Annotated in this window: 17 protein-coding genes and 1 rRNA gene; 15 read left to right on the forward strand and 3 right to left on the reverse strand. The window is 71.1% G+C overall.

Annotated features, from left to right (window positions below; genetic code table 11):
* The 10 genes from rrf to LZ604_RS31785 all read left to right on the forward strand — a co-directional run.
* Positions 1–74, forward strand: a 5S ribosomal RNA gene (rrf, locus tag LZ604_RS36605); the annotation flags it as partial.
* Positions 75–134: 60 nt separating this feature from the next.
* Positions 135–791, forward strand: a complete 657-nt coding sequence (locus LZ604_RS31745; RefSeq protein ID WP_234519406.1) for an HAD family hydrolase — start codon at positions 135–137, stop codon at positions 789–791.
* 93 nt (positions 792–884) lie between these two features.
* Positions 885–1,619 (forward strand): VC0807 family protein, encoded by a 735-nt coding sequence (locus tag LZ604_RS31750; RefSeq protein WP_234519408.1) that lies wholly within the window; start codon positions 885–887, stop codon positions 1,617–1,619.
* Positions 1,620–1,685: 66 nt separating this feature from the next.
* A complete protein-coding gene (locus tag LZ604_RS31755) occupies positions 1,686–2,897 on the forward strand; it encodes an MFS transporter (RefSeq protein WP_234519409.1) in 1,212 nt (403 codons plus the stop codon).
* Complete coding sequence (locus LZ604_RS31760; RefSeq protein WP_234519411.1) at positions 2,848–4,020, forward strand: acetoin utilization protein AcuC; 1,173 nt, start codon at positions 2,848–2,850, stop codon at positions 4,018–4,020. The genes LZ604_RS31755 and LZ604_RS31760 overlap by 50 nt, the downstream gene beginning before the upstream one ends.
* Before the next feature lie 159 nt (positions 4,021–4,179).
* Entirely contained in the window at positions 4,180–4,995 is an 816-nt protein-coding gene (locus tag LZ604_RS31765) for a phosphatase (RefSeq protein WP_234519413.1), read from the forward strand.
* Positions 4,996–5,124: 129 nt separating this feature from the next.
* Positions 5,125–5,337 carry a helix-turn-helix domain-containing protein gene (locus LZ604_RS31770; protein ID WP_004984898.1) on the forward strand — a complete coding sequence of 71 codons (213 nt, stop codon included), beginning with the start codon at positions 5,125–5,127 and terminating at the stop codon, positions 5,335–5,337.
* 142 nt (positions 5,338–5,479) lie between these two features.
* A complete protein-coding gene (locus LZ604_RS31775; RefSeq protein ID WP_003948845.1) occupies positions 5,480–5,578 on the forward strand; it encodes a 30S ribosomal protein bS22 in 99 nt (32 codons plus the stop codon).
* Between the two features lie 292 nt (positions 5,579–5,870).
* Positions 5,871–6,932, forward strand: coding sequence for an NAD-dependent epimerase/dehydratase family protein (locus LZ604_RS31780; protein WP_234519415.1), 1,062 nt, complete (start codon positions 5,871–5,873; stop codon positions 6,930–6,932).
* Between the two features lie 14 nt (positions 6,933–6,946).
* Complete coding sequence (locus LZ604_RS31785) at positions 6,947–7,993, forward strand: lysophospholipid acyltransferase family protein (RefSeq protein WP_234519417.1); 1,047 nt, start codon at positions 6,947–6,949, stop codon at positions 7,991–7,993.
* 75 nt (positions 7,994–8,068) lie between these two features.
* Here the strand turns inward: LZ604_RS31785 and LZ604_RS31790 are convergent, their stop codons facing one another.
* The 3 genes from LZ604_RS31790 to LZ604_RS31800 form a co-directional block, all read right to left on the reverse strand.
* Positions 8,069–9,286, reverse strand: coding sequence for a DUF5667 domain-containing protein (locus LZ604_RS31790; RefSeq protein ID WP_234519419.1), 1,218 nt, complete (start codon positions 9,284–9,286; stop codon positions 8,069–8,071).
* 395 nt (positions 9,287–9,681) lie between these two features.
* Positions 9,682–10,458 (reverse strand): ECF subfamily RNA polymerase sigma factor, BldN family, encoded by a 777-nt coding sequence (locus LZ604_RS31795; RefSeq protein WP_234519420.1) that lies wholly within the window; start codon positions 10,456–10,458, stop codon positions 9,682–9,684.
* 444 nt (positions 10,459–10,902) lie between these two features.
* On the reverse strand, positions 10,903–11,829 hold the full coding sequence (locus LZ604_RS31800) for an HAD family hydrolase (RefSeq protein ID WP_234519422.1): 927 nt from the start codon (positions 11,827–11,829) through the stop codon (positions 10,903–10,905).
* Between the two features lie 172 nt (positions 11,830–12,001).
* Between LZ604_RS31800 and LZ604_RS31805 the strand changes: the two genes are divergently transcribed.
* The 5 genes from LZ604_RS31805 to LZ604_RS31825 all read left to right on the forward strand — a co-directional run bounded on the left by LZ604_RS31805 (position 12,002) and on the right by LZ604_RS31825 (position 17,950).
* The gene (locus tag LZ604_RS31805; protein ID WP_234519424.1) at positions 12,002–12,298 is read left to right on the forward strand and encodes a glutaredoxin family protein; all 297 of its coding nucleotides are present in this window, start codon (positions 12,002–12,004) and stop codon (positions 12,296–12,298) included.
* A 288-nt stretch (positions 12,299–12,586) separates the two neighbouring features.
* On the forward strand, positions 12,587–13,348 hold the full coding sequence (locus LZ604_RS31810) for a redox-sensing transcriptional repressor Rex (RefSeq protein WP_234519426.1): 762 nt from the start codon (positions 12,587–12,589) through the stop codon (positions 13,346–13,348).
* Complete coding sequence (locus LZ604_RS31815; protein WP_234519427.1) at positions 13,345–15,219, forward strand: glutamyl-tRNA reductase; 1,875 nt, start codon at positions 13,345–13,347, stop codon at positions 15,217–15,219. The genes LZ604_RS31810 and LZ604_RS31815 overlap by 4 nt, the downstream gene beginning before the upstream one ends.
* Positions 15,216–16,247, forward strand: a complete 1,032-nt coding sequence (gene hemC, locus LZ604_RS31820) for a hydroxymethylbilane synthase (protein WP_234519428.1) — start codon at positions 15,216–15,218, stop codon at positions 16,245–16,247. The genes LZ604_RS31815 and hemC overlap by 4 nt, the downstream gene beginning before the upstream one ends.
* The gene (locus tag LZ604_RS31825; RefSeq protein ID WP_234519429.1) at positions 16,244–17,950 is read left to right on the forward strand and encodes a bifunctional uroporphyrinogen-III C-methyltransferase/uroporphyrinogen-III synthase; all 1,707 of its coding nucleotides are present in this window, start codon (positions 16,244–16,246) and stop codon (positions 17,948–17,950) included. Before hemC ends, LZ604_RS31825 begins: the two co-directional genes overlap by 4 nt.
* Positions 17,951–18,188: the final 238 nt, after the last annotated feature.

Here is an 18,188-nt window from a genome sequence, read left to right on the forward strand (position 1 = left end):
ACCCGGAAGCTAAGCCTTACAGCGCCGATGGTACTGCAGGGGGGACCCTGTGGGAGAGTAGGACACCGCCGAACAATTCTTGAGAAAGCCCCCGTGCCAGTCGGCACGGGGGCTTTCTGCTTTAGGGTCGAGTCATGGATTACGACCTCGTCATCTTCGACAACGACGGCGTGCTCGTCGACAGTGAGCCCATCTCCAACCGCCTTCTGGCCGACTACCTCACCGAGTTGGGCCACCCGACCACGTACGAGGAATCCATCCGGGACTACATGGGGTCGGCGATGCACCGCATCCACGACCTCGTCCGGGAGCGGACGGGACAGCGGCTGCCGGACGACTTCGACGACGTCTTTCACGCTCGCGTCTTCGCTGCGTTCGAGCGGGAGTTGAAGCCCGTGCCCGGAGCCATGGGCGTCCTGGAGAAGCTGTGCGCCGACGGGTTTCCGTACTGTGTGGCGTCGTCCGGGAGCCATGAGCGGATCCGGGTGGGGCACCGTACGAGCGGGCTCGACCGATGGTTCGACGACGGCCGGATCTTCAGCTCGCAGGACGTGGGACGGGGCAAGCCGGCGCCCGACCTCTTCCTGTACGCGGCCGAGCGGATGGGGGTCGCCCCCGAGCGGTGCGTGGTCGTCGAGGACAGTCCCCTCGGCGTGCAGGCCGCGGTGGCCGCCGGTATGGACGTGTACGGGTTCACCGCGATGACGCCCGCCGCCCGGCTCGCGGATGCCACCCAGGTCTTCGCCGACATGGGCGAGTTGGCTGATCTGCTGGTACGAGCCCGCGCATGACCCCGGCCACCGGACCGGCACTGACATTTGTCATCCCGAGCTCCGGACGATCGTTTCTACTGGCACCCCCCTGTCCTCCGCGAAGCTGAGGGCATGACGACGAACACGGTTCCCCAGCTCCAGAGCAAGAAGAACACCTTCGCCCCGCTGATCATGGACGTGGCGGTGCCGGTCGGGTCCTACTACCTGTTCAAGGACGGGCTCGGCATGAGCACGCTCCTGGCTCTCGGGCTCAGCAGCGTCGTGCCCGCCGTGCGGACCGCTACCAGCGCGGTCCGGGAGCGGACGGTCAACGCCTTCGCCGCGCTCATCCTGTTCGTGAACCTCGTCGGGCTGCTGCTGAGCTTCGTCGCCGGCGACCCGCGGCTGATGCTGGCCAAGGACAGCGGCGTCAGCAGCGCCATCGGGATCGGGATCCTCGTCTCCGTGGCGCTCGGAAAGCCGATGATGACGGCCGCCGTGAAGCCGTGGCTGGTGAAGGGCGACGCGGAGCGGGAGGCCGCCTGGGAGCGGCTGCTGGCCGGATCCCCGGCCTTCCGGCGGGCCGAGCGGGTCTTCTCCGTCGTGTGGGGCGTGGTGCTGCTCGGAGAGTGTGTCGTGCGGGTCGTGGGCGCGTACACGCTGCCGGTGGACACGATGGTCTGGCTGGGAAGCGTCATCCTGGCCGTCGCGATGGGCCTGGGCTTCTTCGTCGGCGGCGCCCTCGCCGCCGGGCCCATGGCGCGGATGCTCACCACCGAGGTGAAGGCGGGTGCACGGACGTTCGCTGCCGAGGCCGAGGCGGGCGAGGCCCGGACGGCCGCTCCCGCGCCGGTCCTCGCCCGGTAAAGCTGAACAAAAATCAGCTTCGGCTGGATCTATCCAGCACTACCCAGGGGCCCTACGCTCGCCGCCATGACAGATGTGCTGCGGCGCGGTAGGGCCTCCTTGGCGTTCGGCTTCTTCGCCCAAGGCGCCACCTTCGCCCTGCTGGTGACGCGCATTCCGGCCATCCAGGACCGGTACGGCGTCTCCGATGTGCTGCTGCCCGTCTTCCTCGCCGCGGTCCCGGTTCTCGCGGGTGTCGGCAGCGTGACCACCGAGCAGCTCGTCAAGCGCGTCCGGCCCGGCCGGCTCCTGCGCTGGTCGCAGCCCGTGGTGCTGCTGGCCCTCCTCGGCGTCGGCTCCGGGGGCCGCATGGCCGGGCTGGCGGTCGCGCTGGCAGTGTTCGGGCTGACGGTGGGAGCGCTCGACGCCTCCATGAACATGCTCGGTGTGAGCCTCCAGCGGGCCTACGGCCGCAGCATCATGCTCGGTTTCCATGCCGCGTACAGCCTCGGTGGGATCGTCGGCGCCTCGCTGGCCTGGGTGGGTGCGCACTGGCATCTCGCGCTGTGGGTGTCGTATCTGCCCGTCGTGGCGGTGCTGTTGCCGGCCACCCTGGTGGGGAGCCGGTGGTACGTCGACGGTGACATGCCGGCCGCCGAGGAGGAGCGGGGCGGGGCCGACGCCGTGGTCTTCCGGCTGCTGCTGCCGCTGTGTCTGGTGATGACCTTCGCGTATATCGGGGACTCGACCGTCTCCAACTGGAGCGCCAAGTATCTGCAGGACACCCTCGGCGGCTCGGAGCAGCTGGCCACCGTTCCGTACAACGTCTACATGGTGACCACGCTGCTCGGGCGGTCGATCGGGGACCTGGGGGTGCGCAGGTTCGGGGCCGTGTCCGTGGTTCGGCTCGGCGCGCTGCTGGCGGCGCTCGGGTTCGCGGTGGTGGCGGGGGGGCCCGGAGCCTGGGTGGGGATGCTCGGGTTCACTCTGCTGGGCCTGGGGCTGTGTGTGCTGGTGCCGCAGACGTTCGCGGCCGCCGGGCGGCTGTTCCCCGGGGCCTCGGACGCGGCGGTCGCGCGCCTGAACATCTTCAACTATGTGGGCTTTCTCATCGGCTCGCCCCTCGTGGGCGCGCTCGGGGACGCCTGGAGCTATCGGGGCGCCATGCTGGTTCCGATGGTGTTGGTCCTGGTGACGCTGGGGTACGCCCGCTCGTTCGCGCCCGCGGCGGACCGATACGGTGGCGGTCATGAGCGGCCGCGCACAGCTGATGTGGGACGAGGCAGTAACGGGCTATGACTTCGGCCCGGACCATCCGATGGATCCGGTCCGTCTCGCGCTGACCAGGACACTGGTCGGCGCCTTCGGGCTCGAGAAGGACATCGAGGTGGTCGGGGCGAAGCCCGCGGGCGACTCGACGCTGCGGCTGGTGCACCGCGACGACTACATCCAGGCGGTGAGGGCCGCGTCCGCGGACCCGCGGTCGGCGGACGAGTCGTACGGGCTCGGGACCATGGACGACCCCGCCTTCGCCGGGATGCACGAGGTGTCCGCCCTGATCGCCGGGCAGTCGGTCGGCGCGGCCGAGGCCGTGTGGCGCGGGGACGCCCTGCACGCCGTGAACTTCGCCGGAGGGCTGCATCACGCGATGCCGGGCGCGGCCTCCGGGTTCTGCATCTACAACGACGCCGCCCTCGCCATCGCCCGTCTGCTGGAGCTGGGCGCCGAGCGGATCGCGTACGTGGACGTGGACGTGCACCACGGGGACGGGGTGCAGGCCGCGTTCTGGGAGGACCCCCGGGTTCTCACCATCTCGCTGCACGAGCATCCGCGGACCCTCTTCCCGCAGACGGGATGGCCGCAGGAGACGGGATCCGCGAGTGCCGAGGGCAGCGCGGTGAACGTGGCGCTGCCGGCCGGGACGGGGGACGCGGGGTGGGTGCGGGCCTTCCACGCCGTCGTGCCGGATCTGATCGCCGACTTCCGGCCGCAGGTGCTGGTCACCCAGCACGGCGCGGACACCCACTTCGAGGACCCGCTCGCGCACCTCGCCGTGTCGCTGGACGCGCAGCGGACGGTGCAGATCGCGTGTCACGACCTGGCGCACGAGTTCGCCGGGGGCCGCTGGGTCGCGCTGGGCGGGGGCGGGTACGCGGTCGTGGAGGTCGTACCGCGCTCGTGGACGCATCTGGTGGCCGTCGCGGCGGGGCGGCCGATCGAGCCGGAGACGGTGATCCCGGAGAGCTGGCGGCAGGAAGTCTTCGCCCGTACCCGGCAGTTGGCCCCGGCGCGGATGACGGACGGGCGGTGGCCGGTGGGCCACGCGGACTGGGAGTCGGGGTACGACCCGGCGGACCGGCTGGACCAGGCGGTGCTGGCGACCCGTAAGGCGGTGTACCCGCTGCGCGGCCTGCTGCCGTAGCCGGCCCCCCCGAGGGACGGCCAGGGTTCGCACGACCGCCACTCCAGCCCTGCGGTGGGCCGCACAGCAGTGGGGTGAGGGGTGCACGACTAGGCCGACTGTGGGATGTTTCCCGCATTCCGGTCATGCGGGGCGGGCGGTTGGGCCAGCATCACTGGAGTGTTGAGCACCGCAGCGTTGCGCGCGCATCTGCTGGCTGCCCGGCTGGCCGGACCCGTGGCCACGTCACGCGAGGACAGTCTGCGCAGCTATCGGCTTTTCGCCGCTCGTGACCCCCGCCTACTGATCGGACTCGACCCCGAATGGACGTGGGGGCCGCGGGATTTGATCAATTTGATGGCGGACAAGTGTGGGGTTTCGGCCGATCCTCGTCATACCTCCGGCCATGATGTGATTGACCCGCAGCGCACGCTGGAGGGTCTCGACGCCTTCGCCGAGCGGGTGGGCAGGGCCGCGCGACGCGGGGAGGCGGTCCTGCTCGGCACCGGCCATCCGCACCGGCTGATCGGTTTCTACGCCGCCCTCGCCCATGCCTTGTCGGCGGCGGGATGTGTCGTACTCACACCGGCGCAGGGTCGCTGTGTCGACATAACGACCCGGTTCGGCCTACGTACGTACAACCTTGATTACGTACGAGGAGTCGCGTTCATGCGGAAACCGGATCACGGCAGAGCCGGTTGTGAGCCGGGCGCACACACCCACTCGCCGCTGCCGGTTCGTATCGCGCTGGCCGCCGCGGCGGAGGCCGGCGGGCCGCTGCCCGACCTTGTGATCGGAGACCACGGCTGGGTCTGCGGGGCAGGTCAGCTGGGGTTCGAGGCGATCGGGCTGGCCGACACGGACGATCCCGCGCTCTTCGTCGGGGAGGCGGAGGGGCGGGTGTCCGTCGTCGTTCCACTTGATGACGCTGTGCGGTCTGATTACTACCGACCGCTTACTCGCTATGTACTCAATCGAGCGTGTCTGTCACAGTAGGCCGCGGATGGCATCCCCTCTTCCCCACTTGCATCACCCGCACCTAGTCTGGGGAGTGAGCACGCAACGACGAAGAGTCACCGGAAGGGGAAGCCGGTGGCCGTCGAGTGCGGAAGGTTCAGGTGTGTCATGGCTGCAGCTGGCGAGAGGCCTCTGAACGAGGTTCAGTTTCTGACCGTGGCGGAAGTCGCCTCGGTGATGCGCGTGTCGAAGATGACCGTGTACCGACTGGTGCACAGCGGTCATCTGCCTGCGATCCGGGTGGGGAGGTCCTTCCGGGTGCCGGAGCAAGCGGTTCACGAGTACCTCCGCGAGAGCTATGTGGGGGTGGAGACGGCCTGACGGCGCCCGGGCCGGGCCCTCTTGGGCCCGCCCGGTCACCTCGATTACGACCTCAGCGCTCGGGCGGGTAGGCTAGCCCCTCGTAGGTCGTGTGGGCCCATGGCGCCCAGCACCGAGTGATGAGAAGTGAGCGAGGGTAGTCGTGGGCTCTGTTATCAAGAAGCGGCGCAAGCGGATGGCCAAGAAGAAGCACCGCAAGCTGCTCAAGCGCACTCGCGTTCAGCGTCGCAACAAGAAGTAAGGCGCGGCCCCTCGAGGGGCGCCCTTGCCTCTGTGCGCGCACGCGCGTCTTGGCCCCCCACCATCGGTGGGGGGCCTTTGTTTTTTCCGCCCGGGCGGGGAGCCGCCGTGCGTACGTCGGTGGGGCCGAATGGCTGGGTCTGGTCGTACGTCCGGGGGTGTCGTCACTTCGTGCATCGGGCGGTCATCACAGCGCAACACCGACCGGCTAAGTTTGCCGCACACGGGGAACGCGGCAGGCTGAGCACACAGCTACGTCCACGACTGGACGGACGGGAAGAGAGGCGCTGATCTTGGGCAAGGTCGTGCTCGTGACCGGAGTGGCCCGCCGGCTCGGCGGCCGGTTCGTACGACGGATCCAGCGTGACCCGGAGGTGGAGCGGGTGGTCGCGGTGGACGCGGTTCCGCCCGAGCACCATCTGGGCGGAGCCGATTTCGTCCGGGCCGACATCCGCCAGCCCACCATCGCCCGCCTGCTGGCCGAGCACTCCGTGGACACGGTCGTCCACATGGACGTGACCGGCACCCCGCTCGGCAGCGGCAGCCGGGCCACGGTCAAGGAGACCAACGTCATCGGCACCATGCAGCTGCTGGGTGCCTGCCAGAAGTCCCCGACGGTGAAGCGGCTCGTGGTGAAGTCCAGTACGAACGTCTACGGGTCGGCGCCCCGCGACCCGGCGGTCTTCACCGAGACGACCCCGCCCAAGTCCCTGCCGAGCGGAGGCTTCGCCAAGGACACCGTCGAGGTCGAGGGGTATGTGCGGGGTTTCGCGCGGCGCCGGCCCGATGTGGCGGTCTGTGTGCTGCGCTTCGCCAACATCCTCGGACCGAACGCGGATTCGCCCCTCGCCTCGTACTTCTCGCTGCCGGTGCTGCCCACCGTCTTCGGCTACGATCCGCGGCTGCAGTTCGTGCATGAGGACGATGTGATCGAGGTGCTGCGGATCGGCTCGCACGAGCCGCAGCGCGGCACGCTCAACAGCGGCACCTTCAACGTGGCCGGAGACGGTGTGCTGCTGCTGTCGCAGTGCGCGCGGCGCCTGGGCCGGCCCACCGTGCCCCTGCTGCTGCCCGCGGTCACCTGGTTCGGCTCGGCGATGCGCACCCTGGGCATGACGGACTTCTCGCCCGAACAGATCCGGCTGCTCACCCACGGCCGTGTGGTGGCGACGGACCAGATGCGCGAGACACTGGGATACGAGCCGAAGTACACCACCGCGGAGACGTTCGCGGACTTCGCGCACAGCCGCGGGCCCGGACTGGTGCCGCCGGAGGCCCTCGCGGGGGCCGTGGACCGGATCGCCGCACTGCCCGCCCTGGGCGGTGTCCACCCTCCGACGCAGAGCGCCAACTGAGGAGCGCATCAACGATGGCGGATGCCAAGGTCATTCCGTTCGACGACGACCGGTCCCGCGGGGCTGCCGTGCAGCGGCCGCAGCGGCGCCGGAGCGCGGGGAACCGACGCAAGGGCGAGCCCGCGGCGGTCCGGGAGGTGCAGCCCCTGCCCGGCAGGGAGACTCCGCAGGATGATGTGTCTGTGACGCATGAGGAGGAACCGCTGGCCAGGCCCCGGGAAGGGGGTCTGGAGCGGCGTGTCGCCGGCGGTCTGGCCTTTCTGCGCCGCCGGCTGACGGGCGACTACGAGGTCGACGACTTCGGCTACGACGAGGAGCTCACCGACCAGGTCCTGATGTCGCTGCTGCGGCCGGTGTACGAGAAATACTTCCGGGTCGAGGTCAAGGGCATCGAGAACATCCCGTCGAAGGGCGGGGCGCTGATCGTCGCCAACCACTCCGGCACGCTGCCGCTGGACGGCCTGATGATGCAGGTCGCCGTGCACGACCATCACCCGGCGGGGCGCCATCTGCGGCTTCTGGCGGCCGATCTCGTCTTCGTGCTGCCGGTGGTGAACGAGCTGGCCCGCAAACTCGGCCACACCCTCGCCTGCGCGGAGGACGCCGAACGGCTTCTCGCGCAGGGCGAGCTGGTCGGGGTGATGCCGGAGGGCTTCAAGGGCATCGGCAAGCCCTTCAGCGAGCGCTACAAGCTCCAGCGCTTCGGGCGTGGCGGGTTCGTCTCCACCGCTCTTCGTCACGGCGCGCCGATCGTCCCGTGCTCGGTCGTCGGGGCCGAGGAGATCTACCCGATGATCGGTAACGCGAAGACCCTCGCCCGGCTGCTGGGGTTCCCTTACTTCCCGATCACACCGACGTTCCCGTGGCTGGGGCCGCTGGGCGCGGTCCCGCTGCCGACGAAGTGGACGATCCAGTTCGGCGAGCCGATCCCGACGGACGGCTATCCGCCGGAGGCCGCCGAGGACCCGATGCTGATGTTCAACCTGACGGATCAGGTCAGGGAGCAGATCCAGCACACGCTGTACAAGCTGTTGGTGCAGCGCAGGTCGGTCTTCTTCTGACGTTTGGTGCGGTACGACGACGGGGGCGCCCCCCTCGTGGGAGCGCCCCCGTCACCGTACGGGGCCCTGTGTGCCCTATTTGTTCTCTCCGCCGTCGATGCCGAGTCCCGGCAACAGGCCCGGGAGCAGCGGCGGCAGCGTCACGTTCGGTTCTGCGGAGGGGCTCCTGCTCGACGACGACGGCGAGCTGCCGGCGGAGTCCTTCGGTGGGTCCAGCAGGCCGCCCGTGCTGCCGCCGAGCAGACCGCCGCCGCTTCGGGAGGCGGACGGCTCGGGCGTGCCGCTGCCGGGGTGGCTGCCGCTCGCGGAGCCGCCGGGGGTACTGGGGGTACCGCGACCCGTGCCGGCGGAGCCGGTGGGAGTCGTGCCGGAGCCCTGGTGGTGACCGGAGCCGCCCGGGGACGGAGGCTGTGGCAGCAGCGACCGTAGGGGGGCGACCTCTTGGTCTATGGCGTCGAAGACCGACGAGACCTGTTGGCTGACGTCGCCGAGCTGGACGGGCAGCCGCTCGCGCAGGGTGCCCCAGGTCGCGCGGTGGGACTGGGAGAAGGCGGAGAGCGCCTGGATGGGGGCGAGGGAGCCGTTGCGCTCGTATGCCTCGTGCAGCAGGCGGTGGCCTTCGGACGCGTCGTGCTGGACACCGGACAGGGTGCGCCGGATCTCGCCGAGGGACTCGTGGTCGAGATGGCCGGCGCGACCGCGCTCCATCAGCCGGCGAGCCTCGTTCAGCCGGGTGGAGGCCTGGTCGAGGTAGAGCTGTCCGCGCTCGTTGTTCCCGTCGGCCATGCCGAGTTTGACGTCCTCGATGCCGCGTTTGAGGCCGTAGAGGGAGTCACCGGGTAGGGCGTCTGAGCTGGCGGCGGCCACTCCCCCGAAGGAGGCTGCGGCCACGCCGACGCTGAGCCCGCCCGCGGCGAGGCCCTTGGTGAGCCGCGTACGCGGGCGCAGTTTCCCCAGCGGGCGAGCCCGGTGAGCGCCCCGGGCCCGGTGGCCCCGCTGCTCGGGCATGGCAGGGTCCGTGGCTTCGCCTCCCGCGCCCTCCCGCAGCATGGCCTCCATCGCGGCCACCAACCGCGCGCGCTGGACGACCTTGACCTCGGGGTCCAGCGTCGGCCTGGGCAGCTCGCCGAGGCCGGTCGCGAGGGCCAACAGGCGGGCGTGCTCGGCCTGTTCCGCGGCAGCCGGGGCCGATCCGTCGGGCTGCCCGGCCGCCGTGCCCCGGTCGCCGGACCGCTCCTCCAGGGCCTGGGCGAAGGCGTTCGCCCGCCGGTGCGCCGATACGTTCGCGATCACTGGCGGCACCTCCTCTCGTCATCACGGTCGACTCCCCAGGGGGTCCTGAGGGTTGCACACCCTGGCCTCATGCACACGATCGTGTGATCCGAGGCGGTCGGGGGTGACCACAGGGAGCCTGTATCCCGCACAACGAGCGGCTCGGCACTTGGGTTACGGACGACGGATGATCGGACCGCGGAGTCAACAGGCCGCCACGGATGGTGAGTTGACCGTGGCGGTGCGTGTCCGGCGGGGGCGGGGTACGGCCGGAATGCGGTCCTGTGGGGGTGGGGGAGGCGGCTCGACTGGCGATGGGGGGCGAGTCGGTGGGGGCGGCGGGGGGATGGTGGTGGGGGAGGTGGGATGGCCCGGCGGGCGGCGGTACTGGTTCCGGGTTGCGTGGCCCGCGGGGCTCAGCGGGCGTCTTCGGGCAGGAGCCGGGCGAGGGTGCGCACAGCCCGGTACTGGAGGGTCTTGATCGCACCCTCGTTCTTGCCCATCACACGGGCGGTCTCGGCGACGGAGAGCCCCTGGAGGAAGCGGAGCGTCACGCACTCCTGCTGCTGGGGGTTGAGCCGCCGTACGGCATCGAGCAGGGCGGCGTTGGAGAGGGACTCCAGCACGGAGTCCTCCGGGGAGCGCTCGACCTCGTTGGCGTCGAGCATCTCGCCGGTGGTGACCTCGAGCCGGAAACGGCTCGACTTGAAGTGGTCGGCGACGAGGTTGCGGGCGATGGTGACGAGCCAGGCGCCGAAGTCGCGCCCCTGCCAGGTGAAGGTGCCGATCCGCCGCAGCGCGCGCAGAAAGGTCTCGCTGGTGAGGTCCTCGGCGGTCGCCCGGCCCCCCACCCGGTAGTAGATGTAGCGGTACACGGTGTCGCTGTACTGGTCGTACAGGCGCCCGAAAGCCTCGGCCTCACCGGCCTGGGCGCGCTCCACGAGGTCCATCATGCGGGCGCTGTCACTGTCCGCAGCCGGGCGGCGTGCGGAGGTCGCCGGGCCGGAACGGCCCCGTCTGCCGCCGACCGCGGCGCTGCCGTCGGCCAGTGCGTAGCACGGGCCGACGGGGGCGGCTGCGGTGGCGAAGGCGGGGACGGCGTACGCGGTGCGGACGAAGCCGCGCAACAGGTCGTGGACCGTCGCGCGCAGCGTAGCCAGGCCCGAGGCGTCAACCCCGACGTGTGGGTACACGGGACTCCCAGAGGCAGAGCTTCCATCACGTGCAGTACGGGACCGTTCACCCGTCGTAGCGACGGAGGGGTACCGGTTTGCGTCTGAGGAGAATAACGCTTAGTACAGGCAGCGCTACACCCAGTTGCTCAAATCATCGATTACGTCGCTTCTGTAACCGATTGACGGTCGCTCAAGTGCCGAGGAATGACCGCTTGTTGACTGATTGAGTTCGACTTCCTTCTGGGTGCGGGGCGTGTTGTGGTCGTGTGCGTGTGAGGGGAGTGGTGGGGAGGGGTGTGGGGTAGAACACGGCGAATGTGCGCGTGTCACGGCGCCGGATCGGCCCGGTCGTCCCCGCGGCCGAGGCGGCGCACGCCGGCCGACGGGTGGGCGTCACGGAGCGTGACGCCCACCCGTCCGGCGCTTCGGCGGTGATGGATGCGGCGGTGGCGACGCGACGGCTCAGCGGCGGCGGCGGTGCAGGGCGATGGCCGCTGCCGTGCCGCCCGCCACCGCGCCGACGCCGGCCGCTGCCGGCAGGCCGACCTTGGCGGCCTTGCGGGCGGTGCGGTAGTCGCGCAGGCGCCAGTCCTGGGCGCGGGCGTGCTTGCGGAGCTTGGTGTCCGGGTTGATCGCGTAGGGGTGGCCCACCAGCGACAGCATCGGGATGTCGTTGTGCGAGTCGCTGTACGCCGCACAGCGGGACAGGTCCAGGCCCTCCGCCGCGGCCAGCGCGCGCACCGCCTCCGCCTTGGCCGGGCCGTGCAGGGGCTCGCCCACCAGGCGGCCCGTGTACACGCCCTCCACGGACTCGGCCACCGTGCCCAGCGCCCCGGTCAGGCCCAGCCTGCGGGCGATCACGGTGGCGATCTCCACCGGGGCCGCCGTGACCAGCCACACCTTCTGGCCCGCGTCCAGATGCGCCTGGGCCAGGGCCCGCGTACCCGGCCAGATCCGCTCGGCCATGTACTCGTCGTAGATCTCCTCGCCGATCGACATCAGCTCGGAGACACGGTGGCCCTTCACGATCGACAGCGCCGAGTCGCGGGCGTCCTGCATGTGCTCGGGGTCCTCCACCCCGGCCAGCCGGAACCACGCCTGCTGCCAGGCGAACTTCGCCAGGTCACGCGTCTCGAAGAACTTCCGCTTGTACAGGCCGCGCCCGAAGTGGAACAGCGCGGCGCCCTGCATCACGGTGTTGTCCAGGTCGAAGAACGCCGCGGCCTTCTCATCCCCGAGGACCGGGAATTCCGGTTCCTGGGCGGAGAGGTCCTGGGCGACGGCGTCCTGCGAGGACTTGCGCGCTGCCTCCGCCGAGGCCTCGCCTGCCAACACGCTCCGCGCCGTGGCGGAGCGCCTACGGGGAGTGAGCCATCCGAGAGCGGCCATGACGCGAGCATAGCCAGTTTGTTCGGTGGTTCCGGAGTCGAGAGGTTGGAAGGCTGTGAACTCTGCGCGACCGCCCCGTTAAAGAAGAGGCGCCACCGGCGTGGCGGCGGGGCGGTGACCGGCGGTCGCACGCTAGGGCGGGGGGCTCGCGCCGGGCGTCTCCGGGGTGAAAATGGCCGACATGAGTCCCATCTTTCGGCGGAACCACGCCCACGGTCGCGACCCCCAGGACCGTCTCGTCACCCTCGTCCGGAAGCCCGGCTGCCATCTCTGTGACGACGCGCAGGCCGTCATCGAGAAGGTCTGCGGTGAGCTCGGGGTGCCCTGGGAGCGGAAGGACATCACCGAGGACGAGGAGCTGTACCGCCGCTACTGGGAGCAGATTCCGGTGGTGCTGGTCGACGGCGCCCAGCACACGTTCTGGCGGGTGAACGAAGAGCGCCTGCGCAAGGCTCTCACCCACGACTGACCGACCAGTCCAAATAGCCCGGAGTGTCACATAGGATCGTCGGTGATTGGTCTCGGGGGCGTGGATTGTCGAGGAGAGTGGGCGGCTTTGCCCCCAGGAGAGAAGGAACGGCCGTCTCCGTGCGCCGGTTCCCTGCCAGCGCGCCGGAGGTGCGTGACCCCGGTCACGTTGGCCGGGCAAATCGGACACAATCTTTGTGCACGCGTTCACAAAGACATAGCCTGCATTCGACGGGGCGGTCTGGGGACGTGTGACCGCCTACAGCCCCGCTCTACCCGCAGGAGCACCGTGGCAACTGGCCGAACTCACCGACCGGCGACCCGCAGCCGAGGGATTCCCGAGGCCACCGTCGCCCGTCTCCCGCTGTACCTCCGAGCCCTGACCGCGCTGTCGGAGCGCTCGGTACCCACGGTCTCCTCCGAGGAGCTGGCCGCCGCCGCGGGAGTCAACTCCGCGAAGCTGCGCAAGGACTTCTCCTACCTCGGCTCCTACGGGACCCGTGGCGTGGGTTACGACGTCGAGTATCTCGTGTACCAGATCTCCCGTGAGCTCGGCCTGACCCAGGACTGGCCGGTTGTGATCGTCGGTATCGGTAACCTCGGCGCGGCGCTGGCCAACTACGGCGGATTCGCGTCCCGTGGCTTCCGGGTCGCCGCGCTCATCGACGCCGACCCGGCCATGGCCGGGAAGCCCGTCGCCGGCATCCCGGTCCAGCACACCGACGACCTGGAGAAGATCATCCAGGACAACGGGGTCTCCATCGGCGTCATCGCCACCCCCGCCGGCGCCGCGCAGCAGGTCTGCGACCGGCTCGTGGGCGCGGGCGTGACCTCCATCCTGAACTTCGCGCCGACCGTGCTGTCCGTCCCGGACGGCGTCGACGTGCGCAAGGTGGACCTCTCCATCGAGCTCCAGATCCTCGCCTTCCACGAGCAGCGCAAGGCCGGCGAGGAAGCCATGGAGTCCTTGGCCGAGGGCCTGCCGGCCACGGCCAAGGGGTCCACCGACCAGGGGCCTGACGGGGACGTCCCCGCCGTGATGCCGGCATGAGCCTCCTCGTCGTCGGGCTGAGCCACCGCAGCGCTCCCGTCAGCGTCCTGGAGCGGGCCGCGCTGGCCATGGACGCCCAGGCCAAGCTGCTCCAGGACACGGTGGCCGCCGAACCGGCCACCGAGGCCGCGGTGCTCGCCACCTGCAACCGCATCGAGCTGTACGCCGACGTGGACAAGTTCCACGCGGGCGTCGCCGAGCTGTCCACCCTCCTCGCGCAGCACAGCGGGCTCGGTCTGGACGAGCTGACCCCCTACCTCTACGTGCACTACGAGGACCGGGCCGTCCACCATCTGTTCTCGGTGGCCTGCGGTCTGGACTCGATGGTCGTCGGCGAGGGCCAGATCCTCGGCCAGATCAAGGACTCCCTGGCCACCTCGCAGGAGCAGCACACGGCCGGACGGCTGCTGAACGACCTGTTCCAGCAGTCGCTGCGGGTCGGCAAGCGGGCCCACTCCGAGACGGGCATCGACCGTGCCGGGCAGTCGCTGGTGACCTTCGGCCTGGAGCAGCTGGCGGCCGGTACGCCGGTCGGGAACTGGGCCGCGGGCAAGCGCGCCCTGGTGATCGGCGCCGGGTCCATGTCCTCGCTGGCCGCGGCGACCCTCGCGCGCGCCGGGGTCGCCGAGGTCGTGATCGCCAACCGGACCCTGGAGCGCGCCGAGCGCCTCGCGCAGATCCTGACGGAGGCGGACGACGCGGACGTGGTGGCCCGTGCGGTACCGATGGAGTCGGTTCCGGACGAGCTGACACGTGCCGACGTCGCGGTGTCCTGCACCGGTGCGACCGGCCTGGTGCTGACGGCCGAGGCGGTCGCGCGGGCCCTGGAAGGACGCGTGGTGGGGCCCCTGGTCCCGCCGCAGCCCAGGCCCGCGGGCTCCGGACCCCGCCGCACCGGCGACGCGGACTCCCGCCGTACGGACGGCGCCGGTTCCCCTCGTACGAGCGCTCCGGCCGCCGCGGGCGACGACGGTCCCCTGCCCACCCGCGGCGACGGTCCGACGCCCACCGGCCCCGGCACCGACGACGGCTGCCCGCTGGATCTGTCGGCCGTGCAGGCCACGGCCGGGTTCTCGGTGCTGGGCGAGGCGGCCGTCGCCGGGATGGGCGCCGCCGAGCTGGAGAAGCACGCGGCGTGGGTGGACAAGGGCGCCGAGGAGCGCACCGCCCGCCCGGCCGGTGGCGTCGTACCGGACCCCGAGACCGAGACCGAGGTCATCACGGCGCTCGCCGCGACCGTGGCCACCGTCGGCCGGGTCCCCGAGCGCCGCCGCCCCGAGGCGGTCGTGCCGGCCCCGCGTCGCGAGCCCGTGCTGTGGCTCCTCGACCTGGCGATGCCGAGGGACGTCGACGCCGCCGTGCACCGGCTGCCCGGCGTGCGGCTCGTCGACATCGAGTCCCTCGCCGAGGCGTCCGCGGACGCGCCCATGGCGGCCGACGTCGAGCAGGTGCGGGGAATCGTCTCCGACGAGGTCGCCGCGTTCGGCGCCGCCCAGCGCGCCGCGCACATCACGCCGACCGTGGTCGCGCTGCGCTCCATGGCCGCCGACGTGGTCGCGAACGAGATCGCGCGCCTGGAAGCACGGCTGCCGGGCCTGGACGACAAGCACCGCGCGGAGATCACGCAGACCGTACGGCGCGTCGTCGACAAGCTGCTGCACGCGCCGACCGTGCGGGTCAAGCAGCTGGCCGCCGAGCCCGGCGGCGCCGGGTACGCGGACGCGCTGCGCACCCTGTTCGACCTGGACCCCGAGACGGTCGCCTCCGTCTCCCGGGCCGACGAGGCCGACAGCGCCGAGCGCACCGAGCGCACCGAGCGCTCCGTGAACCCTGAGAACAACGAGAACGCCGAGAACCGAGGGCGAGCATGAGTGAGCCACGTGAGCCGAAGGGGCGCGCCCCCCGAGAAGAAGGGGCACTGAGGCTCGGGACCAGGCGCAGCAAGCTGGCCATGGCCCAGTCCGGGCTGGTCGCGGACGCCGTGCGCCGTGTGACGGGACGGCCGGTGGAGCTCGTGGAGATCACGACGTACGGCGACGTCTCGCGCGAGCACCTCGCCCAGATCGGCGGCACCGGTGTGTTCGTGACGGCGCTGCGCGACGCGCTGCTGCGCGGCGAGGTCGACTTCGCGGTGCACTCGCTGAAGGACCTGCCGACCACGCAGCCCGAGGACCTGGTGCTGGCGGCCGTGCCCGAGCGCGAGGACCCGCGGGACGTGATCGTGGCGCGGGACGCCCTGAAGTTCGCCGACCTGCCCCGCGGGGCCCGGATCGGCACCGGTGCGCCGCGCCGCATGGCGCAGCTGAACGCGTACGCGCGCAGCCACGGCCTCGACATCGAGACGGTCCCGATCCGGGGCAACGTCGACACCCGGATCGGATACGTCCGGGACGGCGGGCTGGACGCCGTGGTCCTCGCGGCGGCCGGGCTGAACCGGATGGGCCGGATCGACGAAGTGACCGACTTCCTGTCGGTCGACACCGTTTTGCCCGCCCCCGGCCAGGGGGCCCTCGCGATCGAATGTGCCGCGGACAACGCTGCCCTCATCGCTGCGCTCGCCGAGCTCGACGACCCGTTCACCCGGGCCGCCGTGACCGCCGAGCGGTCCCTGCTCGCCGCCCTGGAGGCCGGTTGCAGTGCCCCCGTGGGCGCGCTGGCCGACCTTCCCCCACTCTCGGCTCCGCTCGAGCGGGGGGACCCCCAGGCCGACGGGCAGATTGTCAAGGAAATGCGCCTGCGCGGCGTCGTCGGCACGCCCGACGGCCACACGCTGGTGCAGTTGTCCACCACCGGTCCCGTGCCCGAGACGCACGACCAGGCAATGGCGCTCGGTCGCGAACTCGCAGCCGAGATGCTCGCCAAGGGCGCGGCCGGTCTGATGGGGGAGCGAGCACATTGAGCCCCACCACCCTTCCCACCGGCCTCGACCACGGACACGTCACCTTCCTGGGTGCCGGACCCGGGGATCCGGGACTTCTCACACTGCGCGCCGTGGAGGCGCTGGCGAACGCGGACGTCCTCGTCGGCGAGCACGAGGTGCTCGACGTGGTACGGACGCATGCCAGAGCGGGCGTCGCCGTCCTGGACACGGGTCCGGACCCCTCCGCGGGTACGCAGCCGGGCACGGGCACGCCGCAGCTAGCGGTCGTTGACGGCGAGTCAACAGCCGCTGGTGTCCCTGCGTTGAGGGATGCTGCACATCTTGTCATGGAGGCTGCGCGGGGCGGCAAGCGGGTCGTGCGTGCGGTGACCGGGGACCCCGGCCTGGACGCGTACGCGGCCGGGGAGATGCTGGCGTGCGCCGCCGCGGGCGTTCCGTTCGAGGTCGTGCCCGGTATCGCGACCGCCGTGGGCGTGCCCGCGTACGCGGGTGTGCCGCTGCGGGACGCGCAGGGCGCGGACGTACGGTTCGTGGACGCGCGGACCGCCTCGGAACGCTGCTGGACGGAGGTCGGCGCGTCCGACGGCACGGTCGTGGTCTCCACGACGCTGGACTCGGTGGCGGCGGCCGCCGGGGAGCTGGTGGCCGCGGGCCGCAAGCCGGACACGCCGCTGACGGTGACCTTCGCCGGTACGACGACACGGCAGCGCACCTGGACGGCGACGCTGGGCTCGATCGCGCAGACGCTGAAGCAGGCGAAGGTCCTGCCGTCGCCCGAGGGCGGGCGGCCTGTCATAGCCGTGGTCGGTGAGCGTTCCGCCGCCGCCCAGCGCGACCAGCTGTCGTGGTTCGAGAACAAGCCGCTGTTCGGCTGGAAGGTGCTCGTCCCGCGGACGAAGGAGCAGGCGGCCTCGCTCTCCGACCAACTGCGGTCGTACGGGGCCGTGCCGCACGAGGTGCCCACGATCGCCGTCGAGCCGCCGCGCACGCCCCAGCAGATGGAGCGGGCGGTCAAGGGCCTGGTGACGGGCCGTTACGAGTGGATCGCGTTCACGTCGGTCAACGCGGTGAAGGCGGTCCGGGAGAAGTTCGAGGAGTACGGCCTCGACGCGCGGGCCTTCGCGGGCATCAAGGTGGCCGCGGTCGGCGAGCAGACGGCGAAGGCGCTGGTCGCCTTCGGTGTGAAGCCCGACCTCGTGCCGAGCGGGGAGCAGTCCGCCGCCGGCCTTCTGGAGGACTGGCCCCCGTACGACCCGGTCTTCGACCCGATCGACCGGGTGTTCCTCCCGCGTGCCGACATCGCCACGGAGACCCTGGTGGCGGGCCTGATCGAGCTGGGGTGGGAGGTCGACGACGTCACGGCGTACCGGACGGTCCGCGCCTCGCCGCCGCCGGCCGATACCCGCGAGGCGATCAAGGGCGGCGGCTTCGACGCGGTGCTGTTCACGTCGTCCTCCACGGTCCGGAACCTGGTGGGTATCGCGGGCAAGCCGCACAACGTGACGGTGATCGCCTGCATCGGCCCCGCCACCGCGAAGACGGCGGAGGAGCACGGTCTGCGGGTCGATGTGATGGCTCCGGAGCCGTCCGTGCACAAGCTGGCGGAGGCGCTGGCGGACTTCGGCCTCAAGCGGCGTACCGCCGCGCTGGAGGCCGGGGACCCGGTGACGCGGCCGAGCGAGCGGAGGCCGGGGGCGCGGAGACGGCGTACGACGACCTGAGCACCGCGGGGGTGGCTGTCGCCGGGGCCGCCACCCCCGACCGTCTTCGGTGCCCGGCTCGGGATTCGAGCCCGGTCCTGTGTGACCATCCCGGCGCGTCCTCCGTACCAACGCTGTCACGGAGTTCCCCAACTCCCGTCCGTGGACGGGTGTTTCATGCCCGTTCGCCACAATGGGACGGGTGACGAGGTGCGTTACAGTCCCCCGGCCGTGTCAGCGGCGCTGCACATCAACGGGA

The organism is Streptomyces glomeratus (assembly GCF_021462825.1).
GTDB lineage: Bacteria > Actinomycetota > Actinomycetes > Streptomycetales > Streptomycetaceae > Streptomyces > Streptomyces glomeratus.